The sequence below is a fragment of the Caballeronia sp. TF1N1 genome (assembly GCF_022878925.1).
Lineage (GTDB): Bacteria > Pseudomonadota > Gammaproteobacteria > Burkholderiales > Burkholderiaceae > Caballeronia.
In genome coordinates, this window is sequence record NZ_CP084626.1 from 2133515 (window position 1) to 2159510 (window position 25996).

General features: G+C 61.6%; 21 protein-coding genes and 1 other RNA gene. 5 read left to right on the forward strand and 17 right to left on the reverse strand.

The annotated features are described in order from the left end of the window. Nucleotides 1-42 precede the first annotated feature (42 nt). The 16 genes from cysM to gyrA all read right to left on the reverse strand — a co-directional run bounded on the left by cysM (nt 43) and on the right by gyrA (nt 18165). Nucleotides 43-945, reverse strand: a complete 903-nt coding sequence (gene cysM / locus LDZ28_RS09935; protein ID WP_244825906.1) for a cysteine synthase CysM — start codon at nt 943-945, stop codon at nt 43-45. 242 nt (nt 946-1187) lie between these two features. Further along, on the reverse strand, nt 1188-1541 hold the full coding sequence (locus LDZ28_RS09940) for a helix-hairpin-helix domain-containing protein (protein WP_244825907.1): 354 nt from the start codon (nt 1539-1541) through the stop codon (nt 1188-1190). Nucleotides 1542-1616: 75 nt separating this feature from the next. Continuing rightward, nucleotides 1617-2609: an ADP-glyceromanno-heptose 6-epimerase gene (gene rfaD / locus LDZ28_RS09945; RefSeq protein WP_244825908.1), complete on the reverse strand. Its 993-nt coding sequence runs from the start codon at nt 2607-2609 to the stop codon at nt 1617-1619. A gap of 28 nt (nt 2610-2637) precedes the next feature. Beyond that, the gene (gene rfaE1, locus LDZ28_RS09950; protein ID WP_244825909.1) at nt 2638-3615 is read right to left on the reverse strand and encodes a D-glycero-beta-D-manno-heptose-7-phosphate kinase; all 978 of its coding nucleotides are present in this window, start codon (nt 3613-3615) and stop codon (nt 2638-2640) included. Further along, nucleotides 3581-4984, reverse strand: coding sequence for a UDP-glucose/GDP-mannose dehydrogenase family protein (locus LDZ28_RS09955; RefSeq protein ID WP_244825910.1), 1404 nt, complete (start codon nt 4982-4984; stop codon nt 3581-3583). The genes rfaE1 and LDZ28_RS09955 overlap by 35 nt, the downstream gene beginning before the upstream one ends. A gap of 69 nt (nt 4985-5053) precedes the next feature. Further along, nucleotides 5054-6229 carry a lipopolysaccharide assembly protein LapB gene (gene lapB / locus LDZ28_RS09960; protein WP_244825912.1) on the reverse strand — a complete coding sequence of 392 codons (1176 nt, stop codon included), beginning with the start codon at nt 6227-6229 and terminating at the stop codon, nt 5054-5056. Between the two features lie 82 nt (nt 6230-6311). Next, nucleotides 6312-6605, reverse strand: coding sequence for a lipopolysaccharide assembly LapA domain-containing protein (locus tag LDZ28_RS09965; protein WP_244825914.1), 294 nt, complete (start codon nt 6603-6605; stop codon nt 6312-6314). Nucleotides 6606-6963: 358 nt separating this feature from the next. Beyond that, on the reverse strand, nt 6964-7293 hold the full coding sequence (locus tag LDZ28_RS09970; protein WP_244825916.1) for an integration host factor subunit beta: 330 nt from the start codon (nt 7291-7293) through the stop codon (nt 6964-6966). A gap of 22 nt (nt 7294-7315) precedes the next feature. Continuing rightward, nucleotides 7316-9049: a 30S ribosomal protein S1 gene (gene rpsA, locus LDZ28_RS09975; RefSeq protein ID WP_244825917.1), complete on the reverse strand. Its 1734-nt coding sequence runs from the start codon at nt 9047-9049 to the stop codon at nt 7316-7318. Between the two features lie 179 nt (nt 9050-9228). Continuing rightward, nucleotides 9229-9909, reverse strand: a complete 681-nt coding sequence (gene cmk / locus LDZ28_RS09980; protein WP_244825918.1) for a (d)CMP kinase — start codon at nt 9907-9909, stop codon at nt 9229-9231. A gap of 103 nt (nt 9910-10012) precedes the next feature. Beyond that, on the reverse strand, nt 10013-11317 hold the full coding sequence (gene aroA, locus LDZ28_RS09985) for a 3-phosphoshikimate 1-carboxyvinyltransferase (RefSeq protein ID WP_244825920.1): 1305 nt from the start codon (nt 11315-11317) through the stop codon (nt 10013-10015). A gap of 9 nt (nt 11318-11326) precedes the next feature. Next, on the reverse strand, nt 11327-12253 hold the full coding sequence (locus LDZ28_RS09990; RefSeq protein ID WP_244825922.1) for a prephenate dehydrogenase/arogenate dehydrogenase family protein: 927 nt from the start codon (nt 12251-12253) through the stop codon (nt 11327-11329). An 82-nt stretch (nt 12254-12335) separates the two neighbouring features. Next, nucleotides 12336-13418 (reverse strand): prephenate dehydratase, encoded by a 1083-nt coding sequence (gene pheA, locus LDZ28_RS09995; protein WP_244825924.1) that lies wholly within the window; start codon nt 13416-13418, stop codon nt 12336-12338. Nucleotides 13419-13458: 40 nt separating this feature from the next. Then, on the reverse strand, nt 13459-14541 hold the full coding sequence (gene serC / locus LDZ28_RS10000) for a 3-phosphoserine/phosphohydroxythreonine transaminase (protein ID WP_244825925.1): 1083 nt from the start codon (nt 14539-14541) through the stop codon (nt 13459-13461). A gap of 175 nt (nt 14542-14716) precedes the next feature. Next, complete coding sequence (locus LDZ28_RS10005; RefSeq protein WP_244828095.1) at nt 14717-15331, reverse strand: DUF2059 domain-containing protein; 615 nt, start codon at nt 15329-15331, stop codon at nt 14717-14719. A gap of 170 nt (nt 15332-15501) precedes the next feature. After that, nucleotides 15502-18165, reverse strand: coding sequence for a DNA gyrase subunit A (gyrA, locus tag LDZ28_RS10010; RefSeq protein ID WP_244825926.1), 2664 nt, complete (start codon nt 18163-18165; stop codon nt 15502-15504). A gap of 684 nt (nt 18166-18849) precedes the next feature. Between gyrA and ompA the strand changes: the two genes are divergently transcribed. From ompA to LDZ28_RS10035, 5 genes are all read left to right on the forward strand, one after another. After that, on the forward strand, nt 18850-19506 hold the full coding sequence (gene ompA / locus LDZ28_RS10015; protein WP_244825927.1) for an outer membrane protein OmpA: 657 nt from the start codon (nt 18850-18852) through the stop codon (nt 19504-19506). Nucleotides 19507-19761: 255 nt separating this feature from the next. Next, a complete protein-coding gene (ubiG, locus tag LDZ28_RS10020) occupies nt 19762-20460 on the forward strand; it encodes a bifunctional 2-polyprenyl-6-hydroxyphenol methylase/3-demethylubiquinol 3-O-methyltransferase UbiG (RefSeq protein WP_244825928.1) in 699 nt (232 codons plus the stop codon). Nucleotides 20461-20464: 4 nt separating this feature from the next. Next, complete coding sequence (gene gph, locus LDZ28_RS10025) at nt 20465-21223, forward strand: phosphoglycolate phosphatase (protein WP_244825929.1); 759 nt, start codon at nt 20465-20467, stop codon at nt 21221-21223. A 55-nt stretch (nt 21224-21278) separates the two neighbouring features. After that, nucleotides 21279-21636: a transfer-messenger RNA gene (gene ssrA / locus LDZ28_RS10030) on the forward strand. Nucleotides 21637-22048: 412 nt separating this feature from the next. Further along, a complete protein-coding gene (locus LDZ28_RS10035) occupies nt 22049-24454 on the forward strand; it encodes a VCBS repeat-containing protein (RefSeq protein ID WP_244825930.1) in 2406 nt (801 codons plus the stop codon). Nucleotides 24455-24533: 79 nt separating this feature from the next. On the opposite strand, the gene LDZ28_RS10040 is transcribed toward LDZ28_RS10035, so the two are convergent. After that, on the reverse strand, nt 24534-25610 hold the full coding sequence (locus LDZ28_RS10040) for a glycosyltransferase family 4 protein (RefSeq protein WP_244825931.1): 1077 nt from the start codon (nt 25608-25610) through the stop codon (nt 24534-24536). Nucleotides 25611-25996: the final 386 nt, after the last annotated feature.

The following is a 25996-nucleotide window of genomic DNA, read 5'->3' on the forward strand; positions in this document are numbered from 1 at the left end:
CCCCGGCGCGCCGGGGTTTTTTCATTGCGGCCGCGGAAGGACTCACGCGGGAAACACGCCTGTAGACAAATAGCGGTCGCCGCGATCGCACACCACGAACACGATGGTCGCGTTCTCGACCTGACGCGCCACGCGCAGCGCGACTTCGCACGCGCCGCCCGACGAAATGCCCGCGAAGATGCCTTCGACCGATGCCAGCCGGCGCGCCATCGCTTCCGACGCTGCCTGACTCACGTTCTCGACGCGATCCACGCGGCTACGATCGAAAATTTTCGGCAGATACGCTTCCGGCCATTTGCGAATGCCCGGAATGCGCGAGCCTTCCTCCGGCTGCGCACCGACGATCTCGATCTGCTCGTTCTTCTCTTTTAGAAACTGCGACACGCCCATGATCGTGCCCGTGGTGCCCATCGACGAGACGAAGTGCGTAATGCGTCCTTCCGTCTGCTTCCACAGTTCCGGCCCGGTGGTTTCGTAGTGCGCGAGCGGATTGTCCGGATTGGCGAATTGATCGAGGATGATGCCGCGGCCATCGCGCTGCATCTGGTCGGCCAAATCGCGTGCGTATTCCATGCCGCCCGTGACCGGCGTGAGGATGATCTGCGCGCCATACGCGCCCATGCTCTGCCGGCGCTCGATGGACAAGTCCTCCGGCATGATCAGCACCATCTTGTAGCCGCGCACTGCCGCAGCCATGGCAAGCGCGATACCGGTGTTGCCGCTCGTCGATTCGATCAGCGTGTCGCCCGGCTTGATGCGGCCGCGTTCCTCAGCTTTCTTGATCATCGACAGTGCCGGACGGTCTTTCACCGATCCCGCCGGGTTATTGCCTTCCAGCTTGCCGAGAACGACGTTGTTGCGGCTGCGGATTTCATCGTCCACGACGCGGACGAGTTGCACGAGCGGCGTGTTGCCGATCGTGTCTTCGATAGTCATGTAAGCCATAAGCGGACCGGATTCATATCCCGCCGAAAAGGTCACACCGCGTGCGATCTTCGTGGGGATTTGGTATGGGAATCCGTCGATTGTAGCCCAGCGGTCCTTTCCATGTTCTTCACCCCTCTTGCACGGATGGAATGCCGGGCGCATCGGCGTTCATGCAAAAACCCCGCGACGAGACAGACCGCGGGGAGCCCAAACCATCCGAGGCTGAAGGAGCTTTTTTGATGCGAGGAAAGAGCCGCCGGCTATTTCTTGACGACCACGGGCTTCGCCGCCGTCGATGCCGAGACCGGCGTCGCGTTCACGGAATTGGGCGCTGCCGCTTTCGGTGCCGCGCCGATGCTCAGTCCTTCGGCCTCCAGGCGCGATACGGTCTTGCCGCCCATGCCCTTCACGCGCGAGCCGAGATCGGACGCGTCCTTGAAGGGGCCGTGCGCCTGACGTTCATCGAGGATGGCTTTCGCCTTGGCCGGGCCGATGCCCTTGATGCCGCGCAGGGCGTCGGCGTTGGCGGTGTTGACATCGACCGCCGCGAGCGCGGAACCGATGGAAAAGGTGAGCGCGAGCGCGACGATCGTTGAGAATGCTTGCTTAAACATGACTGAGTCTCCAGAAGAACCGGCCGGCGAACAGTGCCGACCGCGAGACCCAGTGTAGAGAGACTTCGATTGCCTTTATAGCTGGCCGAATAGCCAACGCACGTAGCGATCGACACCCTCTTGCACCGTCAGAAACGGCGCGTCGTAACCGGCCGCGCGCAGATGCGACTGGTCCGCCTGCGTGAAGCATTGATACTTGCCGCGCAGCGCATCCGGGAACGGCACGTATTCGATCAAGCCGCGCTGCACGAGCTCCGCCAGCGAGAGCGCGGCCTCGCCATTCAGTGCGCGCAACGAGTTGACGACCGTCGAGGCGATGTCGTTGAACGGCTGCGCGCGGCCCGTGCCGAGATTGAAGATGCCCGACTTCTCCGGATGATCGAGAAAGTACAGATTCACCTTGACCACGTCTTCGACGGAGACGAAATCGCGCGTCTGCTCGCCTGCGGCATAACCGTTGTATTCGCCGAAGAGCTTGACCTTGCCTTCCGAGCGGAACTGATTGAAATTGTGGAACGCCACGGACGCCATGCGCCCCTTATGCGTTTCGCGCTGACCGTAGACGTTGAAGTAGCGAAAGCCGACGATCTGGCTGCCCGCCTTCGGCAACACCTGACGCACGATCTGGTCGAACAGCAGCTTCGAATAACCGTAGACGTTGAGCGGCTTTTCGTATTCGCGCTCTTCGACGAAGCGGCTCGAACCGCCATACGTCGCAGCCGAGGACGCGTAGAGAAACTGCGCGCCCTGTGCGAGACAGATATCCATCACGTCGCGGCTGTAACGGAAGTTGTTCTCCATCATGTAGCGGCCGTCGGTTTCCATCGTGTCCGAACAGGCGCCTTCATGGAACACCGCGCGCACCTGACCGAAGTCGCCGCGCCTGAAGCGCTCGACGAATTCGGTCTTGTCGAGGTAATCGTCTATCTCGCAATCGACGAGATTCTTGAACTTGTCGGCACGCGTGAGGTTGTCCACTGCGATCACGCGATGCTCGCCGCGCTCGTTGAGCGCCTTGACGATATTGCTGCCGATGAAGCCAGCCGCTCCGGTAACGATGATGGTCATGATGGCGTTGCCCGAGTTGCCCGAAGAGTCAGGCGAAGAGTTCGTTGTAATCGACGGTCGCGGTGCCGAGCTTGCCAACCACGATACCCGCCGCGCGGTTCGCATAAGCCACGGAATCGACGAGCGGCACACCCGCGCCGAGCATGGTCGCGACGGTCGCGATGACGGTGTCGCCCGCGCCCGAGACATCATACACTTCGCGTGCTTCGGCCGAAGTGTGCAGCACCTGGTTCTCGGTGAAGAGTGTCATGCCCTCTTCCGAACGCGTGAGCAAGAGCGCGCTCAGGTCGAGTTCCGCGCGCAGCTTGCTCACGCGCTCGTGCAAATCTTCTTCCGACTTCCACTGCCCGATCACCTCGCGCAACTCCGCGCGATTCGGCGTGATGAGTGTCGCGCCGCGATAGCGGTCCCAGTCGTCGCCTTTTGGGTCGACCAGCACCGGCTTGCCTGCTTGCCGCGCTTCGCTGATCATCTGCGTGACGTGCGTGAGCCCGCCCTTCGCATAGTCCGACATGAGGATGACGTCGTGCTGCGGCAGCAGTTCCGCGAAGCGCGCGAGGCACGCGGCCAGCACTTCGTGATTCGGCGTGTTTTCGAAATCGACACGCAGCAGTTGCTGCTGCCGCGACAGCACGCGCAGCTTGATGGTCGTCAGCAGTTCGGGATCGCGTTCGAGATGGCCCGCGACCCGGCTCTCGCCCAGCAATTCGACGATGCGCTCGCCCGGTTCGTCATGCCCGACCACACACAAGAGGCCAGCCTGCGCGCCGAGCGCCGCCGCATTGCGCGCGACGTTGGCTGCGCCGCCCAAGCGGTCTTCCTTGCGCTGCACGTGCACGACAGGCACGGGCGCTTCCGGCGAGATGCGATTCACGTCGCCGAACCAGTAGCGGTCGAGCATCACGTCGCCCACTACGAGCACGCGCGCCGCAGAAATGCGCGCGCGCGGCACCACCGGAATGTCGGCGGAATCAGCTGCGCTTGCCGTTACTGTCGAGAGCGACATGAGGACGTCCTATTGCGTAGTAATCGATGCCCATCTCGGACATCGCTTCCGGTTCATACAGATTGCGGCCGTCGAAGATCACCGGCATTTTCAACGCGCTCTTCAGATGCGCGAAGTCCGGGCTCTTGAACTCCTTCCATTCGGTCACGATGACGAGCGCATCCGCATCCGTCAGCGCTTCCTGCTGCGAGCGCACGAAGTGCAGACGCTTGATGTCGTCGGGCCGCTCGGCCAGATCGAGCGCGAGTACGCGTTCGGCTTCCTGCAATGCGACGGGATCGTAAGCGCGCACGGTCGCGCCGCGCGCGAGCAGCGCCTCGACAATGCGCCGGCTCGACGCCTCGCGCATGTCGTCGGTATTGGGCTTGAACGCGAGCCCCCACACGGCGAACGTGCGCCCGCGCAGATCCTCGCCCATGCGCCTGACGATCTTGTTGACGAGCACTTCCTTTTGCGCGTCGTTGACTTCCTCGACCGCTTCGAGAATGCGCAGCCGATGGCCGTTTTCACGCGCGGTCTGAACGAGCGCCTGCACATCCTTCGGGAAACACGAGCCGCCGTAGCCGCAGCCCGCATACAAAAAGTGATAGCCGATGCGCGGGTCCGAACCGATCCCGCGTCGCACCGCTTCGATATCCGCGCCGACCATGTCCGCGAGATTCGACAGGTCGTTCATGAAAGAGATGCGCGTGGCCAGCATGGCGTTGGCCGCGTACTTGGTGAACTCGGCGGAATGCACGTCCATGTAAAGCGTGCGCTCGTGATTTCGGTTGAACGGCGCGTAGAGCCGCTTCATCTTCTCGCGCGCGAGCTTGCCGTTCTCGTCGTCGTCGATCCCGATCACGATGCGATCCGGCCGCATGAAGTCGTCCACGGCGGCGCCTTCCTTGAGGAACTCCGGATTCGACACGACCGAGAAGCCGTGTTCGTCCGAACCTTCCAGTCCGCGCGCCTTTAGTTCGGTTTCGACCACGTTGCTGACCTGCAGCGCCGTGCCGACTGGCACCGTGGATTTATCGACGATCACCTTGAAGCCGTTCGAATAGCGGCCGATATTGCGCGCCGCCGCGAGCACGTATTGCAAGTCGGCGGAACCATCCTCGTCGGGCGGCGTGCCGACCGCGATGAACTGGATCTCGCCATGCTCGACGCTTGCCTGCACGTCGGTGGAGAACTGAATACGACCCGCCGCGCGCGTGCGCCGGAGCATTTCCTGCAAGCCCGGCTCGTGGATCGGCACGCCGCCGTTGTTGAGAATATCGATCTTGCGCGGATCGACATCCACGCAAAACACGTCATTGCCGATTTCGGCGAGACACGCGCCGGTAACCAGACCGACGTAACCCGTGCCGACGATGGTGATTTTCATACGCTTTTAACTGATTCCTGAAATGCCGGTGGCGGAGACGACGCCTCGCGCTCTCGAGCGCGTCCGCCCTCAGGCGGAACTGGTGATCGGCTCCACGCGGCGCGGCGCGTAGGTTTCCCAGCCGCTGCAGCCGGGGCATTGCCAATAGAATAGACGCGCGCGGAAGCCGCAGGTCTGACATGTATAGCGCGGCAGATTCTTCGTGCGCTGTTTGACGAGCGTGCGCATGAGTTCGAGCTCGCCGCGGCGCGGCTCCTCGGCGGTCGCTTCCTGCGCTTCGAGCAGACGCGTCATGCCCGCGAGGTTCGGCGCGCTTTCCATTTGCTTCCTCGCAAGCGCGTGCGCCGCGTCGAGTCCGCGCAACTCCTGAACATGCTTGTACGCGACATCGAGCAAATCGTTCGATGGATAACGGCTCGCGTAATCGATCAACAAATCGACGCCCTCTTCCTTGCGGCCAAGCGTGCTGTACGCCTTCATCAGCTTTTCGGCGACGAGCGGCAGATACGCTTCGTTCTGCGCCTCCACGCGCTTCCAGCTTTCGATGGCCGTTTCGACATTGCCGGCGGCGGCTTCTACATCGCCCGAGAGAATGGTCGCGCGCACGTTATCCGGATTCGACGCCAGCGCGAGCTTCAACTCGTCGCGCGCGCCTTCCGGATTCTTGCGCTGCAAAGCCTCCTGCGCAAGCTCGCAGTGGAAATGCGCGATCTCCATATGCAGCGACGGCGCGCCCATCTTTTCGATGCGCTCGGCGGTCGCGATCGACTTCGGCCAATCTTTTTCTATTTCGTAGATGGTCAGAAGCGCACGTTGCGCGCCAAGCGAGTATTCGCCGGCTTCGAGCGAGCGGAAAGTTTCCTCGGCGCGATCGAGCAGCCCAGCCTTCAGAAAGTCCTGACCGAGTTCATAGAGCGCGTGATCGCGCTCGGCCACGGGAAGATCGGCACGGCTCAAGAGGTTCTGATGCACGCGGATCGCGCGATCGGTTTCGCCGCGCCGCCGAAACAGGTTGCCGAGCGCAAAGTGCAGTTCGATGGTTTCGGGATCGAGCTTGGCCACCTCGATGAACGCGTCGATCGCCTTGTCGTGTTGCTCGTTGAGCAGGAAATTCAGGCCGCGAAAATACGAGCGCGGCAGGTTCGCATTTTCGGATAGCAGCGTTTTCAGGTCATAGCGGGACGCCATCCAGCCGAGAGCGAAGGCAACGGGAATGACGAGCAGCCACCAGAAGTCTAGATCCATGCGCTTTTGTCGAAGAGTCGGTTAGGTGTCTGCTTTTTAACAACCCTCACGGCGCTCGCCGGGACAGTTGCGAATGATTTCTTTAGATGAGTGGCGGCATGGGCGGCTCTTCCTTCACCACCGGCGTCTCGCGTGCGACACGCAACTCGCGCTTGAGGCGCCCGTTTTCCATGCGCAAACGCAGCATCTTCGGCACAGCCGAAACCAGTCCCGCCAGCAAGCCCACGAGGAAGAATGCAAGGCCGATCAGGATCAACGGCGCTTGCCATTGAAATCCTCCGGGCGCGTTCAGCGTGACGGGGTCGCGATTCGCGAGCGCCAGCACGAGCAGAAGCACGAATACCAGGACACGGATCAGCCAGACGATGAATTTCATGTACGGTTTTCCAGGAGCGGTCGCGCGTGTCAGTGGTTGGCATGATGCCAAGCCCGCGCGGATGATAACCAGGTCAAAGTGACCGGTATTGTAATGGATGCCTTCGCGCGCCAGCACCTGCGGCGCGCCGACCCTCAATTGGAACGCATCGGGCGCGAAAGGGCTATCACCAATCGTTGAAATTGATCAGCAGGCGATGGTCGAGCAAATGCCGCACCCGTAACGTGCCGCTTTAAGGCCGCGCAAGTTCGGCCGGCAATAAAAAAAGCACCCCGCAGGGTGCTTTTCTGGTCGATTGCCTCGTGGCCGGACGCCGCGAACCTGAGATCAAGTTGATCACGGGGACGATGGGCGCCGATCAGAGATCGTCCGCATCGTCGTCATTCGACTCTTTCAGCGGCTCACCCGCACGACCATCCACGCGTTCACGCAACTCCTTGCCCGGCTTGAAGTGCGGCACGAATTTCTCCGGTACCAGCACTTTCTCACCCGACTTTGGATTGCGCCCGACGCGCGACGGACGGCGATTGAGCCCGAAGCTGCCGAAGCCGCGAATCTCGATACGATGGCCGTTGGCCAAAGCCTCCGACATCGCATCGAGCATCGTCTTCACCGCGAAATCCGCATCCTTGAGGACAAGTTGCGGAAATCGCGACGCCAACTGGGCGACCAATTCCGATTTGGTCATACTGCAGCAGTACCGTTAAGGCTTAGCTGTTCTGGCCGTCAAGCTTGGCCTTGAGCAGCGCGCCGAGGTTGGTCGTGCCGGTGGCGGCGGCGTTCGAGTCCGAAGTCTGCAGACCACGAATGGCTTCCTGCTGTTCGGCCGAATCCTTCGCCTTGATCGACAGGTTGATGCCACGCGACTTGCGATCGATGTTGATGATCATCGCGTTGACCTTGTCGCCTTCCTTCAGCACGTTGCGAGCATCTTCCACGCGATCTTGCGCGATTTCCGAAGCACGCAAATAACCTTCGACGTCCGCCGTCAGGGTGATAACCGCACCCTTCGCGTCCACCGACTTCACCGTACCGTCGACGATAGCGCCCTTGTCGTTGATCGCGACGAAGTTGTTGAACGGATCGCCTTCGAGCTGCTTGATGCCGAGCGAAATACGTTCCTTGTCCACGTCGATGCCCAGAACCACGGCTTCGACTTCGTCGCCCTTCTTGTACTTGCGCACGGCTTCTTCGCCGGTTTCGCTCCACGACAAGTCGGAGAGGTGAACCAGGCCGTCGATGCCGCCCGGCAGACCGATGAACACGCCGAAGTCGGTGATCGACTTGATGGCGCCGCTGATCTTGTCGCCCTTCTTGAAGTTGCGGCTGAAGTCATCCCACGGATTCGGCTTGCATTGCTTCATGCCGAGCGAGATACGGCGGCGGTCTTCGTCGATTTCCAGAACCATGACTTCGACTTCGTCGCCCAGCTGCACGACCTTCGACGGTGCAACGTTCTTGTTCGTCCAGTCCATTTCCGACACGTGAACCAGGCCTTCGATGCCCGATTCCACTTCGACGAATGCGCCGTAGTCGGTGATGTTGGTGACCTTGCCGAACAGGCGCGTGCCCGACGGGTAACGGCGCGAGATGCCTTCCCACGGATCGTCGCCCAGTTGCTTGATGCCGAGCGAAACGCGGTTCTTCTCTTGGTCGAACTTGAGGATCTTGGCGGTGACTTCCTGGCCAACCGACAGAACTTCGCTCGGGTGACGCACACGACGCCATGCGATGTCGGTGATGTGCAGCAGGCCGTCGATACCGCCGAGGTCAACGAACGCGCCGTAGTCGGTGATGTTCTTGACCACGCCTTCCACGATCGCGCCTTCCTTCAGCGTTTCGAGCAGCTTTGCGCGCTCTTCGCCTTGCGTCGCTTCGATGACAGCGCGGCGCGACAGCACGACGTTGTTACGCTTGCGGTCGAGCTTAATGACGCGGAATTCGAGCGTCTTGCCTTCGTACGGCGTCGTGTCCTTGACCGGACGCGTGTCGACCAGCGAACCCGGCAGGAATGCGCGGATGCCGTTGACCATCACGGTCATGCCGCCCTTGACCTTGCCCGTGATCGTGCCGGTCACGAGTTCGTTGTTGTCGAGGGCCTTTTCCAGCGACAGCCACGAAGCCAGACGCTTCGCCTTGTCGCGCGACAGGATGGTGTCGCCATAGCCGTTTTCCAGCGCGTCGATTGCGACGGAAACGAAGTCGCCCGCCTGCACTTCAACCTCGCCCGCGTCGTTCAGGAATTCTTCGAGCGGAATGTAGGCTTCGGACTTGAGACCAGCGTTCACGACCACGAAGTTGTGGTCGACGCGCACGACTTCGGCAGAAATCACTTCGCCGGCGCGCATGTCCTGCTTGGTCAGCGACTCTTCGAACAGAGCCGCGAAAGATTCGGTATTCGGGGTAGAGGTTTGCAGGTCGGACATAAAAATCGATATTTGCACGGCTTTTGCGCGATGGCCTTTGAAGTTTCCGAAGAGCCGGAATATGGCCGGGTAAATGCGCGAGGCGATGCGGGGTTAAGGGGTTGAAACACGCTCCGCCACATGGAAGAGCACCTTGCGTCTACAGCTGACTACTGTTCTTCACAACTCGCTAAAAACGAACCGCTATACACGAACCGCTATACACGAACCGCGCTGTACCAACCGATGATTTGTTCCACCGTCTGATCGACCGACAAACCGGAGGTGTCCAGCGTCTTCGCGTCCGCCGCGGCTTTGAGCGGTGCGGTGGCCCGGTTGGAGTCCCGGGCGTCGCGCTCACGCAAATCTCGCAGCAAGTCATCCATATTAGCAGAAAAACCTTTTTGCATCAATTGCTTATGCCGGCGCGCCGCGCGTGCTTCGACGCTTGCGGTCAGAAACACTTTCAACGTGGCATCGGGAAAGATGACGGTGCCCATGTCGCGGCCATCGGCGACCAAGCCCGGACGCTTGCGGAACGCGCGCTGCCGCGCGACGAGCGCCTGCCGCACTTGCGGATGCACGGCGATCGCCGACGCGCGGTTGCCGACTTCCTCGGCGCGAATCTCGCTCGATACATCCACGCCGTCGAGCTGCGCGCAGCCCTCGCGGAAGGTGATGTGAAGCGCACCGATGAGCTTTGCGAGCGCGGCTGCGTCGTCCGTGTCGATGTCGTAGCTCAGGCTTGCCAACGCCGTCAGCCGATAAAGCGCGCCGCTGTCGAGCAGGTGGAAGCCGAGCGTGGCCGCGACGAGCGCCGCGACCGTGCCCTTGCCCGAAGCGGTCGGCCCGTCGATGGTGATTACTGGTGTAGGGTCGAATGGACGGGTCGGTTTCATTGCTCTCGGCCTTTCTGGCCCGTTATTACTGCTTTCGTTGAAGTCGAAATGGTCGCGTTTCATGTTGCGGCGTTCGTTGGCGTTTGAGTCTTGGGCGTCTCTTTCAGGCGTGGGCGAGCGTCGCGAAGCGATCGAAATAATCGGGGAACGTCTTGTTCACGCACTTCGGATCGTTGATGCGAACCGGCACGCCGCCCAGACTCACGAGCGAAAAACACATGGCCATGCGGTGATCGTCGTAAGTATCGATCGCGGCGTTCGGCGTGAGTTCGGCGGGTGGCGTGACGACCAGATAATCCGCGCCCTCTTCCACCGTCGCGCCGACCTTGCGCAACTCGGTTGCCATCGCGGCGATGCGGTCCGTTTCCTTCACGCGCCAGCTAGCGATATTGCGCAGCGTGGTCGTGCCGTTGGCAAAGAGCGCGGCGACGGCAATGGTCATCGCCGCGTCGGGAATCAGGTTGAAGTCCATGTCGATGGGCGCGAGTTTGCCGTCGTCGGACTCGACGCCGCGCACTTCGATCCAGTCTTCGCCCATCATCACGTTCGCGCCCATGCGATTGAGCGCGTCGGCGAAACCGACATCGCCCTGGATGCTCGCCCGGCCCACGCCTTCCACGCGCACCGGACCGCCGCCGATCGCGCCCGCCGCCAGGAAATACGACGCGGACGATGCATCGCCTTCAACCATGATCGCGCCTGGCGACCGGTAGCCCGCGCCGGCCGGCACGGTAAAGCGCGCCCAGCCGTCGCGCTCGACCTGCACGCCGAAACGCTCCATCAGCCGGATGGTGATGTCGATGTACGGCTTCGAAATCAGCTCGCCTTCGACTTCGATGGTCACCGGCGCGTCACGCCCCTCGATCACCGGAAGGCTCATCAGAAGCGCGGTCAGAAACTGACTCGATACATCGCCGCGTACGCGGATGGGTTTGTCGATGGCGATTTTCGCCGCATGAATCTTGAGCGGCGGGAAGCCGTCGTTGAGCTCGTAGTCGATTTTCGCGCCGATCTGACGCAAGCCATCGACCAGATCGCCGATTGGCCGTTCGTGCATGCGCGGCACGCCATGCACGCGATATTCGCCGCCGTTGACCGCGAGCGCCGCCGTGAGCGGCCGCACCGCCGTGCCCGCGTTGCCGAGAAACAGCTCCGCCTTCTTCGACGGAAACGCGCCGCCCGTGCCGTTCACGATGACGCGTTCGCCGTCGTTTAGAAGCGTAACGCCGAGCGTTTGCAGCGCGGCGAGCATCACGCGTGTGTCGTCGGAATCGAGCAGATTCGTGATCTGCGTTTCGCCGCTCGCGAGCGCGGCGAGCAAAAGCACGCGGTTCGAGATGCTCTTCGAGCCGGGCAGCCGCACCGTGCCGGACGCGCGGGAGAAGGGTCCGAGATCGAGATGTTCCATGGTCTTTCCTTATTTCGCGGCGGGATCGCCGGACGTCTTGATGCTGCCGCGTTCCTGCCATTCTTTTCTGGCGACACGCGAACGCGCGAACGCCGCTTCGAGCGCCGCGCCGTCCGACGCATCGATGGCCGCGCGAAACCGTGCGAGCACGGCGGCGTAATCGTCGAGTTCGGCGAGCAGCGCGGCGCGATTCGCCACGCAGATGTCGCGCCACATTTCCGGACTCGATGCCGCGATGCGCGTGAAATCGCGAAATCCGCCCGCGGCGAACGAAAATTTAAGCTCGGCGTCGGGCGCTTCCAAAATCTGCTCGACGAGCGCGAACGAGAGCACGTGCGGCAGATGGCTCACCGACGCGAACACGCGATCATGCTGCGTCTCGCTCATGCGATGCACCGCCGCGCCGGTCGCGCGCCACATCGCGGCGATGCGGTCGACATCGGCCGGCGCGTTTTCGGCGAGCGGACAAAGCACGACGTTGCGATCCACGTAAAGGTCGGGCAAGGCGGCATCGACGCCGCTCGATTCGCGCCCGGCGATCGGATGCCCGGGCACGAACTGCGCGAGCTTTACGCCGAGCGCCGCGCGCGCCGCCGCGACGACGTCGCTCTTGGTGCTGCCTGCGTCCGTGACGATGGTCCGCGCTTCGAGCAAGGGCGCGATGCGCGCGAGCAGCGGTTCGGTCTGCGCGACGGGCGCCGCGATCAAGACGAGATCCGCGCCGTGCAACGCGCGTGCGAGCGCCGCGTCGTCGTCGAGCGCGACGGCTTCGTCGATCACGCCGAGTTCGAGCGCGCGTTCGACCGAGCGCAGCGAGCGTCCGACGCCGACCACGCGGCCTTCGATTCCCGCGCGCTCGCGCAACGCGCGCGCAAGCGATCCGCCGATCAGGCCGACGCCGAAAATAACCAGTTTATTGAAAGAGAATGCGTCCACGGAACATCGATAAGTGCGCGCCGTTCGACGCTGGAAAAATCGGCCGCTGCCCGAATCGAGCGGCGGCCCGCGAAAACTCGGGTCAACGCGCGCGCGGATAGGACCCGAGAATCTTCAGAAACGCGGCCTTGCGCCCGAGTTCATCGAGCGCGGCGGCGACGAACGCATCGTCGCGATGCCCTTCGATATCGATATAGAAGTAATACTCCCACGTGCCGGCGCGCGCGGGCCGCGATTCGAAGCGCGTCATGGAAACGCCGTGCTTTGCGAGCGGCTCCAGGAGCTTGAACATTGCGCCCGATTCATTGGTCACCGTCACGATGAGCGACGTTTGATCGTGACCGCTCGGCCCCGTCGGTTCGCGACCGATGATCACGAAGCGCGTGCGGTTGTGCGGGTCGTCCTGAATCTGCGAATAAACGACGCCCAAGCCGTAATGCGTGGCCGCGCGGTCGCCAGCGATGGCCGCGACGGCCGGGTCGCCCACCGCGATACGCGCCGCTTCCGCGTTGCTCGACACCGCCTGCCGTTCGAGCTGCGGCGCGTTCGCGGTCAGCCAGTGCTGGCACTGCGCGAGCGCTTGCGGATGCGCATAGACGCGCTTCACGCCTTCGAGCGTGCCAGACGCGGTCAAAAGATTGTGGTGAATCGGCAGCGCGAGTTCACCGCCAATCAAGAGCGACGTTTCCAGCAGCAAGTCCAGCGTGCGCGACACCGCGCCTTCCGCCGAATTCTCGACCGGCACGACGCCATATTGCGCGGCGCCCGCTTCGACCGAGCGAAACACTTCGTCGATGGACGGACACGCGAGGCCCTCGATCGAATGACCGAAGTATTCGAACATCGCCTGTTCGCTATACGTGCCGACCGGGCCCAGGAACGCTGAACGGATAGTCTGTTCGAGCGCGCGGCTCGCGGCCATGATCTCGCGCCAGATCGCGGCGATGTGCGCGTCGGCGAGCGGGCCGTCGCTCATTTCCTGCAGACGCGCGATGACTTGCAGTTCGCGCTCCGGCCGAAACACGGGCGCGTTGAAATGCTTCTTCACTTCGCCGACTTCGAGCGCGACGGAAGCGCGCTGATTCAAAAGCGCGATGAGTTGCGCGTCGAGCGCGTCGATGCGTTCACGCAGCGGTTTGAGTCTTGAATTGAGATCGTCGTCCATGCGGTGCTTGGGGCAGATGCAGTTAAAGGAGCGATGAGGCTTACGCGCTGGTCCGCTCGAATTCCTTCATGTACTCGACGAGCGCTTTCACGCCCTCGACCGGCACCGCGTTGTAGATCGATGCCCGCATGCCGCCGACGGACTTGTGGCCCTTCAGTTGCAACAGACCGCGCGCCTTGGCGCCGGTCAGGAAATCGGTATTGCGCGATTCGTCGGCGAGGAAGAACGGCACGTTCATGCGCGAGCGCGCGTTCCGGTCGACCTTGTTGACGTAGAAATCGCTGGAATCGATGGTGTCGTAAAGCAGCATCGCCTTTTCGAGATTGCGCGCTTCCATGGCTTCCAGGCCGCCCTGTTTCTTCAGCCACTTGAAGACGAGGCCAGCGACGTAGATCGCGTAAGTGGGCGGCGTGTTGTACATCGAATTGTTCTCCGCGACGATCTTCCACTCGAACGCGGACGGGCAGATAGACAGCGCGCGGTCGAGCAGATCCTCGCGCACGATCACGACCGTGACGCCCGCCATGCCGATGTTCTTCTGCGCGCCGCCGAAGAGCACGCCGTACTTGGCGACGTCCATAGGACGCGAAAGAATGTGCGACGACGCGTCCGCCACGAGCGGAACGTCGCCGAGATCGGGAATTTCGAAGGCCTCGACGCCGTCAATGGTTTCGTTCGTGCACAGATGCACGTAAGCGGGATCGTCCGAAAGCTGCCACTCGCTCAACGCAGGCACGCGCGTGAAGCCCTGCTCGGTCTTGCCAGTCGCCGCGAGATGCGGCGTGCAGTACTTCTGCGCTTCCTTGAGCGACTTGGTCGACCATGAACCGGTGACGACGAAATCGGCGGTCTTCTTCGTGCCGAGCATGTTCATCGGCACGATGGCGTTTTCGCCAATGCCACCGCCCTGCAGAAACAATATGCGATGCGACGCCGGCACCTTCAGCAATTCCCGCAGATCGGTCAGCGCCGCTTCATGGATCGACGTGAACTCCGCGCCGCGGTGACTCATCTCCATCACGCTCATGCCGCTGCCTTGCCAATCGAGCATTTCATCGGCGGCTTGCTTCAACACTTCTTCTGGCAAGGCGGCCGGGCCGGCGGAGAAATTGAACACGCGCATCTGGAGATCCCGATTTGTCTCGTTCGACAGACGCGGAGCCTGAAACGATGAGCCGAAAAGCTCGTTGTCCGCGCCTAAAAAAGAAATGGCTGCTTGCGCTTACGCGCAAACAGCCATTATCGCACTGTCCTGAAAACCCGCCAATGCGCGAGCCTTCCGGACTATGCCACCGTGCTTACTTGCCCGGCTTGACGCTTGCCACTTCCTGGTCGGCTTGCGTGCGCGTTGCCTTGATGGCTTGCGGCATGTACTTCTGCATCAAACCATTGACCACGTCGCGACCAACCTGGTCTTGAACCTGAATGAACTTGCGGCCCGTCGTGCTCTTGTAGAACGAGGTCAGGTCCTTGATTTCATCGGTCGTGTAGTACTTCGCGTATGCGTCGTACTGAGCTTTCATCGCGTCTTGACGGAAGCTGTCAGTTGCGAACACCTGCCCTGCCGAGTCAACCAGCTTCGGCACTGCGTTCTTTTGCAGCGTCGGAACGGCAGCTTGCTTCTGCTTGTCGTTCAGCGACTTGTTTTCCGACAGCGCGTCCGACAGGATTGCCGGGACGAGTTGCTTCGACTGCATTTGCGCGCTGTTGCCGATCGCGCCGACCAGCTTCTGCGCGTCGATCGCGTCGAGCAGGTCCTTGATCGCGGCTTGCTTGGCCGGATCAACCGGGGCTGCTGCGGCCGGTGCCGGAGCTGCCGCCTGGTTCGGCGCCTGGTTCTGAAGCGACTGAGCCATCGCGAAAGTCGGCACGAAAGCGGCCAGCAACATCCACTGCTTGAAACGTCCTTGCATCATTACTCCCTGTAAAAAATATCCAGTTCTGCACCGGCGACGAGCCTTCAGATTTTCGACGCTGGCTTCGCACATAACGAAGCACAGCGCCGACAAAAGGCCCGAGTCGCGCAGCTTAACCAATTCAGGCTTTCAAAAGCGAATACGAGAAGCTTGCGTCACAAAAAATATCAGGCGTCTTCGCCGTTTTCATCATTTTCTGAGTCGCCCGGCGCGGCGGCGGAGCCGTTCGTGCCGGTGTCGCCTTCGTCGAGTGCTTCAGCTTCTGCTTCCACTTCGGCTTCCGCCTCCGCGATATGCTGCAGTCCCGACAACTTGGTGCCCTCGTCAAGGCTGATGAGTGTAACACCTTGAGTTGCACGCCCCATTTCGCGGATTTCGGACACGCGCGTGCGGATGAGCACGCCCGATGTCGTGATCAGCATGATCTCGCTTTCAGGCTCGACGAGCGTCGCGGCGACCACGCGGCCGTTGCGCTCGGAAGTCTGGATCGCGATCATGCCCTTCGTGCCGCGGCCATGGCGTGTGTATTCGTTGATCGGCGTGCGCTTGCCGTAACCGTTTTCCGTCGCGGTGAGCACCGACTGGATTTCGTCGCCGGCCACGAGCATGGCGATGACCTGCTGACCGTCTTCCAGTTGCATGCCACGCACGCCGCGCGCTTCGCGGCCCATGGCGCGCACGTCGTTCTCGTCGAAACGTACCGCCTTGCCTGAATCGGAGAACAGCATGACGTCATGCGCGCCGTCGGTAATGGCCGCGCCGATGAGAAAGTCGCCGTCATCCAGACCGACCGCGATGATGCCCTTCTTGAGCGGACGGCTGAACGCTTCGAGCGGCGTCTTCTTGACGGTGCCGAGCGAAGTGGCCATGAAGACGAACTTGTCGGCCGAGAAGTCCTTAATCGGCAGCACGACGTTGATCTTCTCGCCTTCCTGCAGCGGGAACATGTTGACGATTGGCCGGCCGCGCGAGTTGCGCGAGCCTTGCGGCACTTCGTAGACCTTGATCCAGTACACGCGACCGCGGTTCGAGAAGCACAGCATGTGATCGTGCGTGTTCGCGATGAAAAGCGTGTCGATCCAGTCGTCTTCCTTCATTTGCGTGGCCTGCTTGCCGCGCCCGCCACGCTTTTGCGCGCGGTACTCGGAAAGCGGCTGCGACTTCACGTAGCCGGTATGCGACATGGTCACGACCATTTCCTGCGGCGTGATCAGGTCTTCGGTGTTCAGCTCGGTTGCATTCAACTCGATACGCGAACGACGCTCGTCACCGAACTCGGCGCGTACCTGGCCCAGTTCTTCGACGATGATCTGACGGATACGCTCCGGCCGCGCGAGGATGTCGAGCAAGTCGGCGATCTGCGCCATCACGTCGCGATATTCGGCGACGATCTTGTCTTGTTCGAGACCCGTCAGGCGTTGCAGGCGCATCTGCAGAATTTCCTGCGCCTGAACGTCCGACAGCTTGTAAAGCCCATCTTCCTGCAGCCCGTAAGCCGGATTCAGTCCTTCCGGACGATACGCAATACGCCCGCCCGTCGCCTCGGTCTCCGTGCGCGTGAGCATTTCGCGCACGAGCGACGAATCCCACGGACGGTTCATCAACTCTTGCTTCGCCACAGGCGGAGTCGGCGCGGCCTTGATGATCGCGATGAATTCGTCGATATTCGCGAGCGCCACCGCGAGGCCTTCGAGCACGTGTCCGCGATCGCGCGCCTTGCGCAGTTCGTAGACCGTGCGCCGCGTGAGCACTTCCCGCCGATGCGACAGGAAGCATTCCAGCATTTCCTTCAGGTTCAGCAGCTTGGGCTGGCCGTCGACGAGCGCGACCAGATTCATGCCGAAAGTGTCCTGAAGCTGCGTCTGCTTATACAGATTGTTCAGAATGACTTCCGGCACTTCTCCGCGCTTGAGTTCGATCACGACACGCATGCCGCTCTTGTCGGACTCGTCGCGAATGTCGGAGATGCCCTCGATCTTTTTCTCGTTGACGAGTTCGGCGATGCGCTCGAGCAGCGTGCGCTTGTTCACCTGATACGGAATCTCGTCGACGATGATGGCCATGCGCTGGCCGCGGTCGATCTCTTCGAAGTGCGTGGTCGCACGCATGACGACGCGACCGCGCCCCGTGCGATAACCGTCGCGCACGCCCGCGACGCCGTAGATGATGCCGGCCGTCGGGAAGTCCGGCGCCGGCACGATCTCGATGAGTTCGTCGACCGTCGCCTCAGGCGTGTTGAGCAGATGCAGACAGGCGTCGACGATTTCGCGCAAATTGTGCGGCGGAATGTTCGTTGCCATGCCGACCGCGATACCGGCTGAGCCGTTGATCAGCAGATTCGGGATGCGCGCCGGAAGTACGAGCGGTTCGCTTTCGCTGCCGTCGTAGTTCGGGCCAAAGTCGACGGTTTCCTTGTCGATGTCGGCCAGCAGTTCGTGACCGATCTTCGCCATGCGGATTTCGGTGTAACGCATGGCGGCGGCGTTGTCGCCGTCGACCGAACCGAAGTTGCCCTGGCCGTCCACCAGCATGTAGCGCAGCGAAAACGGCTGAGCCATGCGAACGATCGTCTCGTACACCGATGCGTCGCCGTGCGGATGGTACTTACCAATCACGTCGCCGACGATACGCGCCGACTTTTTATACGCGCGATTCCAGTCGTTGTTCAGCTCGTGCATGGAATAAAGCGCGCGACGGTGTACGGGCTTCAGTCCATCGCGGACATCGGGAAGCGCTCGCCCGACGATCACGCTCATCGCGTAATCGAGATATGAGCGGCGCATTTCCTCCTCTAGGGAGATTGGCAGAGTCTCTTTGGCGAATTGATCCATTATCCGTGTCTTGAACTGTGCAGCAGCGACACAGCAGCGCGATCCGACGATTCGAAAACATTACCTCGAGTTTCGCCCTCGCCCGCCGGCCGCGCGACCCGCGCCGGCCAGGCGCGTAAGCCATACGCTGCGGCGCTGCGAACGCAGCGCATCCAAAGATTCTAACATGCGCGACATCCGCGTCCGGAGGCTCGGCGTATACATAGTGTATGGGACGCTCAACCGCCGTTCCCGATCTTGAGGAATGAGGGATAGATGCACTTGTTCCAATTACTTACAAAAACCAGGGAACGTTTCACTGATTTCGTCACTTAGGCGGGCTATGATGCCGCCTCGTCGTTTTGCTAAAGCAGTACAAACCCGACGATAAAGATACGCAGATATTGGCTCGCGGGCACATAAAGTGCGCACGTTTCGCGCCTTCCGCGGCCAAGACCGGCTCCTGTCCCTTTCTTGTTGCGCATGCACCACATAAGGTTGCGGGCGCAGAGGGTGCGGGGATATTTTTATCGTTGCAAGGGAACGATATGGCAAAATGCCAACGCACAAAGTTAGACACTGCTCGAAGTCTACACAGCCGCGTTTTGTTCCGTAGGGAATGTTATACTCCGAGCAATGTATGACTTGTCTTTGTCTACAGGCTCGCAGTAAACCTGCGGTAATCTCAATTTCGAGAGGAGAAATATGAATAAACTTTCAAAGCTCGCGTTCATTGCAGCTACCGCAGTTATGGCTGCATCGGCCTCGGCGCAATCGGTGCCGGCCTCGCGACAAGCCGTGAACGACAACTGGGTGAACGGCACGGGCGAGTATGTGTGGATGAACGGCACGAACGAACTCTGCTGGCGCGACGCATTCTGGACCCCGGCCACGGCCAACGCAAAGTGCGATGGCGCTCTGGTCGCAGTCGCGCCGACGCCGCCCGCACCGGTCGCTCCGCCGCCCCCGGTTATCCAAAGCCAGAAGGTCACCTATCAAGCTGACGCTCTGTTCGACTTCGACAAGGCAGTTTTGAAGCCGGCTGGCAAGACCGCGCTTGACGATCTCGCATCGAAGATCGGCGCGCTGAACCTGGAAGTCGTGGTCGCTACCGGCTACACCGACCGCATTGGTTCGGACAAGTACAACGACCGTCTGTCGCTGCGCCGTGCGCAAGCTGTCAAGGCTTACCTGGTCAGCAAGGGCATCGAAGCCAACCGTATCTATACGGAAGGCAAGGGCAAGCGCAACCCGGTCACCACGGGCTGCAACCAGAAGAACCGCAAGCAACTCATCGCCTGCCTCGCACCGGATCGTCGCGTGGAAGTCGAAGTTGTCGGCACGACGCGTCAGCCGCAGTAATTGCGCTGATTGCCGCAGGATCGAACCCCCGCTTCGGCGGGGGTTTTTTTATGTCTGCGATTTTCGTGAATCTCCGCGAGATGCCCGCATCGAATAAAGCGCAATAACCGTGGCCCCGGCGCAGGCGGCCTCGAAGGCTATGGCACGGAACGAGCGAGTTGTCGGCGACGCGTCACTTCAGCTTTTTGCCGCCCTTTTCCCGCGCCTATATACTCGATCCTTAACGATTCACGACTTAGAAGGGCAATTGAGAATATGACCAACGTCGATCCCCACGAACTGCAGAAATTTAGCGAGCTTGCGCATCGCTGGTGGGACCCGAACGCCGAGTTCAAACCGCTTCACGAATTGAACCCGGTGCGGCTCGACTGGATCGATGCGCACGCGCATCTGATGAGCAAGCAAGTGCTCGACATCGGCTGCGGCGGCGGCATTTTGTCGGAATCGATGGCGGCGCGTGGCGCGAAGGTCAAGGGCATCGACTTGTCGTCGAGTGCGCTTGGCGTCGCGGATCTGCATAGTCTGGAAAGCGGCGTGGAGGTGGCGTACGAGGAGATCGCAGCCGAAGCGCTGGCCGCGCGCGAACCCGCTTCCTACGACGTCGTGACCTGCATGGAAATGCTCGAGCACGTGCCGAATCCGGCGGGCACCGTTGCCGCGTGCGCCGCGCTGGTCAAGCCAGGCGGCTGGGTCTTCTTCTCTACGCTGAATCGCAACGCGAAGGCGTATATGTTCGCCGTGATCGGCGCGGAGTACATCGCGCGCATGTTGCCGCGCGGCACGCATGACTATGCGCGCTTCATCAAGCCGTCCGAACTCGCCACCTTCGCGCGCACGGCGTCGCTCTTGCCGGTCGACATCAAGGGCATCACCTACCGTCCGTTCTCGCGCCACTTCGGGCTGTCTACTGACACGAGCATCAACTACATGATGGCCTGCCGCCGGGAAGCCTGACGCCATGACCCAAGAAGACCAGAACGGTGTTGTCCAGACGACGCCCCTGCCCGATGATCCCACCCCGCTGCCCCAGCGCGCCGCCGAGGGCGATTCGCTCGGGCTTTGCCAGGCCGTACTGTTCGATCTCGACGGCACCATCGCCGATACCGCGCCCGATCTCGTCGCGGCCGTCAACAAGATGCGGCACGATCGCGGACTCGAAATGCGCCCGCTCGAAACTCTGCGGCCTTACGCCTCGGCGGGTGCGCGCGGGTTGTTGGGCGGCGCGTTCGAGATCAGCCCCGAGCATCCCGATTTCGCGGCGATGCGCGATGAGTTCCTCGCCAACTACGAAGCGGATTTGTGTATCGAAACGACGCTGTTTCCCGGCATCACCGAGTTGCTCGACCAGCTCGATGCACGCGGCGTGCGCTGGGGCATCGTGACGAATAAGGTGACGCGCTTCGCCGAACCGCTCGTCGCCCTGCTCGGACTGGATAAGCGGGCCGGTTGTCTCGTTTGTGGCGATACGACGGCGCATTCGAAGCCGCATCCCGCGCCGCTGCTGCACGCGGCCGAATTACTGGATGTGGCGCCGGAGCGAATCGTCTATGTCGGCGACGACTTGCGCGACGTTCAGGCAGGCTTTGCAGCCGGCATGATCACCGTGGCGGCGGCCTATGGCTATTGCGGCGACGACATTCCGCCGCACCGCTGGCACGCGACTCACGTAGTGGACACGCCAGAAGAACTGCAGCAATTGCTGCGCGATATCGCTTGAAAGTGGCCGCGGTTCGCCTCACATGGCTTTTCATGGGATAATCCCCGTTCTGCTTGGGGGCGACCTGGTTTCGACAGGGGTTGCGAAGCGGTCAGGGCATACCGAGGACCCGTCACCTCGTTAATCAATGGGAAAAACGTAACTGCAAACGACGAAACGTTCGCACTGGCAGCCTAAGGGCCGCCGTCCTCTCACTAACTTACTGACGGGTTAGGGTAGCAATACCACGAGAGGTCATATACGTCAGTTAAGCTTTGTCGGCGTCACGACGCCAAAGTCGAAAATTCAGTGAATCGCTGTAGCGAAGCGTGTTCGTCCGCGTTGCTACGGTTAAATCAAAAGATAGAACTAAGTATGTAGAACTGTTCGTAGAGTGCTTCTGGACGCGGGTTCGATTCCCGCCGCCTCCACCACCCCATTTGAAACCCGCGCATGCGAAAGCACCGCGGGTTTTTTCTTGCCACGGCTCGCCAACCCGCGCGAATAAGCGCATCCGCGAAACCCGTAGGCAAAAAAAAGCCCCGCGCGGGGCGGGGCAAACATCCTTGAGAGACGTAGCTCTGGCAGAGACAACCTCGGCTACGGACGAGAGAATAGTCGGCGGCCAGTACTGTTCGTATCAGAGCGGTCCTAAAACGCTGCTTTACAGCAGTTATCTTGATGCACGTAAGCCCGGCGCAAGGCGATGCCTTTCTGTGTCGCAAGATTGGACGCGTCAGCCCCATTCATGTTCGCTCGGCCACTGACCGATTTCTCGTTCGCACGGCAATCTTCTGCTTTATTCTGTCGACGATCGGCGCGTCGATAAGCGCTTACGGGGAAAGCATGCGCAGAAGCATAGCGAGACGGTGGATCGGCAATCTGATTCTTTCTTTGATGTGGGCGCTATGCGGCGCCCTCCTTCCGGCTGGCGCTCGCGCGGCCCCGCCCGTCGCCGATTGCCACGCGGGCACACTCATCACGGTAGTCGCCCACCTGGACGACGATCTCCTCTTCGTGAATCCTGGCATCAGCGACAAGCTCGACGCCGGCTGGTGCGTGACGACGGTTCACCTGATCGGCGGCGCAAACGGTGCGAAGTTCGATTACGTCGTGCTTCGCGAGACCGGCACGAAGCTCGCCTACGCACGCATGGCAGGCGTGCCGGACAAATGGCAAGAATCGACAGTGATGATTGCGGGGAAGCCCGTGCATCAGCTCGTGCTTACGCAACAGCCGCGCGTGAAGCTGCTCGAATTGCGGTTGCCTGGCGGCGGGGTGCGCGGCGGCAAGGTGCCGCTCGGTTTGCTGTGGGATCGCGGGCAGACGCTCAATACCTATCCGCTGCAAGCGGACGGCACCGGTTCGACCACTTACGACCGCGCCGCCCTTTCCGCGACGCTGCGCCCGATCCTCTCGCAAGCTACGGAAATCTACACGCTCAATCCGGATACGGTCGCCTTCATGGAGCATCCGGATCACATTCTCGCGGCGCGCATCACGCGTGTGGTTGCGCAGAGCCTGAAGCGCGATGTGCCGATCGGCTATCACGTCACCTATCCGACGGGCGGCTTGCCGAAGAATCTCGACGCCGCGCAAACGCTGCGAAAGCGCGATGTCGTCGGCAGCTATTTCGCGATCGATGGCAACGACGCCGGTCACGTCTTCGGCGAGTACATGTGGGACGGCAACTGGGTCGCGCGCCGCTACTGGAGCATGGCCCATGCGAACGACGCCGGTCCGGAGTTCCAGCTGCGCCCGTTCCAGCTCGTCAACGAATACTCGAGCCGCTGCCTGACATCGGCCGGTGCGGGTAAGGCACCGACGCTCGCCGCATGCACAGGCGCCGCGACGCAAAACTGGTTCTGGCAACAGTTGCCCGCCGCGCCGGGCGCTAAAAACGATGCGCTCTTCGTGAGCGCGGCGACGCGCGGGTGTATCGCGGAACGGGAAAACGGGCTTGTCGAGGAAAGCTGCAAGCCGGAAAGCGCGGCGCAGCACTGGACGCCGTGGGACTTCGGCTTCGTGTACACGCCGCTCGATCACTGTCTTGGCGAGAAAAACGACTCACTGACGGCAAGCCGCTGTTCGATGCTGACGGCGCAGTATCGATGGTCGCCGTCATCGCAAACGGTGTGGACGGACACGCGGCAGGAAGGCGCCCTCTTCGGCGACGTTCGTGGCGAAGGCCGCGACAGCACCGTGTATGTGCAGCGGCGCAAGGACGGGCCCGGCTTCAACGTCTGGGTGGCGGAGATGTCGCGCTTCGACCGGGCGTCGCCGTGGTTTCTGAACGCCGTGCCGTTCGACCCGCAAGCCACCGCGCCGACCTGCAATGCCGATGCGCTTTGCTTCGACAGCGCGCGCTTTCTGTTGGGCGATTTCGATGGCGACGGCCGCGCCGATCTGATGGCGATCACGCCGCGCAACGGCGGCACCGCGTTCTGGCTTTTAAAAAGCGCCGGCACGCATTTCGAGGCGCCCCGTTTGTGGTTTCAGACGAGCGCGGCATGGACGCCCGAAATCGCGCAGCAATACGTGGCAGGCGATTTCAACGGCGACGGCCGCGCCGACGTGATGATCGCGCAGAAAAGCAAGGACGCGGGGCTCGACCTCTGGGTGCTGACGTCGGACGGCGCGACGGCGAACGGGCCTGCGCTGTGGTTAAAGGCGAGCCAGTTGAGTCAGAGCGCGCGTTTCATGCCGGCTCGCGTCGCGCAATCGAAGCACGTGGGGCTTCTCGCGATCGAGAATATCGACTGCGCGCTCGCGCTCTCGCAATTCGCGAGTGACGGAAGCGCCTTCGCGCCGAGCTATCGCACGAACGTCTATGCGCAGTTGCGCGCGCCGTTCGCCAAGGTCGTGGCGGGCGATATCGATGGCGACGGCATCGACGATCTGGCCGTGCTCGAACCGCGTGGGGACAGCGCGAGCACGCGCGTCTTCACGATGAAAGGCGGCAAGGCGTTCGGCCCGGCCATCGAGACGACGACGCTCGCCGATACGTCCTACGCGGATTCAATGCCCGCAATCGCGCGCGTCACCGAACACGACGATCACGCCACGCTGGTGCTGTTCAAGCGCGCGAACGCGTTGCTCGGCGAGTTCTATTACACGGGCGGCGCGCCGAGTCTCTACGGCTACGAATTCGATACGGCGTTCAAGCTCGGGCCGGTGAAAATTTGGGGCGAATTGCCAGGGCTGTTCTCCGAGTCGCTGTGGCTCAAGACGCTGGCTTACTGGGGGCAGTGAAAGCGCGTTCGCCGTCACCAAATCAAACGCGCCGACCGGGCAACCGATGCGGCGCGTACTTGTTCAAACAAGCCGACGCTCAACTTAGGCCCACGCGCAAGTTCAGAACGTCCCGCGCGATCGCCAGATACTTGTCCGCCGTGCTCTGCAGGGTCAGGCCGTTGAGCGGGCGCGTCGCGCGCGGCTGATTGAGCGCATCGAGCAAGGCGTGGCCGTAGGCGTCGCTGTCGGCGGTATCGAGTAATTGCACGCCGGGAAAACCACCCGCGAAGGCGAACGATGCAATCGCGCTCGCGACCACCGGAATGCCCGACGCCAGCGCCTCCAGAAAGCCGATGCTATGCGCCTCGAAGCTCGAAGGCATCGCAAACACGCTCGACGCCTTCAGAATCTGCGCCACGTTCATCTGCGGCCCTTCGATCTTCACGCGATCGCCAAGTCCGAGCTTCGCGACCAGATCGACGACCGCCTTGTGATAGTCGAGATTTTCGATGACGCCGCACAGCAGCAGTCGCGCATCCGGCTCGGCGCGCGCGACGCGCGCGAACGCTTCGACCGTCTGCAACTGATTCTTCTCGGGAATGTAGCGGCCCACCTGCACGATCTGCTTGGCGGCCACGGGAATGGACGGTTGCGCGTCGTCGGCGAAACGGGAGACATCGACGCCGTTGGGCACGACGATCATCGAAGGATGCAGCCCGATTTCCTGCACGTAGTTGTCGATATTCTTCTGCGACACGCCAATCACCGCCTTCGCCCGGCTCGACAGCAATCGCTCGGCGCGCAAAAGCGCCCGGTTCGCGAAGTCGTTCGCGCCGGAGTGCATGACCCAGACGATCGGCACCCGCGTCGGCAAGGCGCGAACGTAGAGCGCGGGAATGGTGGCGTGCGCGAAGATGATGTCGGGCTTGAACTGACGGATCGCGCGATGCAAGAACAGCAAGCGTCCGAGCTTGCCAGGGTTTTTCGTCGGGAAAAGGCAGATCACGCCGTGCGAACCGAGTTCCGCGCTGATGTGTTTGAAGTCGTCGTGTTCCGGCATCAGCGATGCGATGCAGACGTCGTGGCCCGATCGCTGATGCCCGATCGCGACGCCTTTGGCAAGCACTTCGGCCCCGGATAGTCGGGGCGCCAGTATGACCTGGAGAATACGCATTTTGCAGTCCCTCGGCTGATCCGAAGTGCGCTCAGTGGCCACACGCTTTGCCCAAAGTATCGTGGTCCCCGTCGCCGCCCGCCGGTTCGCATCATCCGGCGGCCAGCGCACTTCCTGTTTTTTGTGTTTTATGACTAATGAGCCATGCCCACGCAAAACAGCACACGGGAGCACGCCGTCATAAGGTACTCCGGAGGTCATACCAAACGCCCGCCATCACATAGCGTTTTTCAGTCGATGCGTAAGACGTTGAAAGTGCATGTGTGACTGCGCGCACACGTCCTGCCGCGTCGCGTCAGTGCAAAGCGGTTTTGGCACGAAGTAAGAGGAAGATTTTGCTGCAACCGCACACGCTGTTCGGCATTCGGCAATGCGGTCGCAAAAGT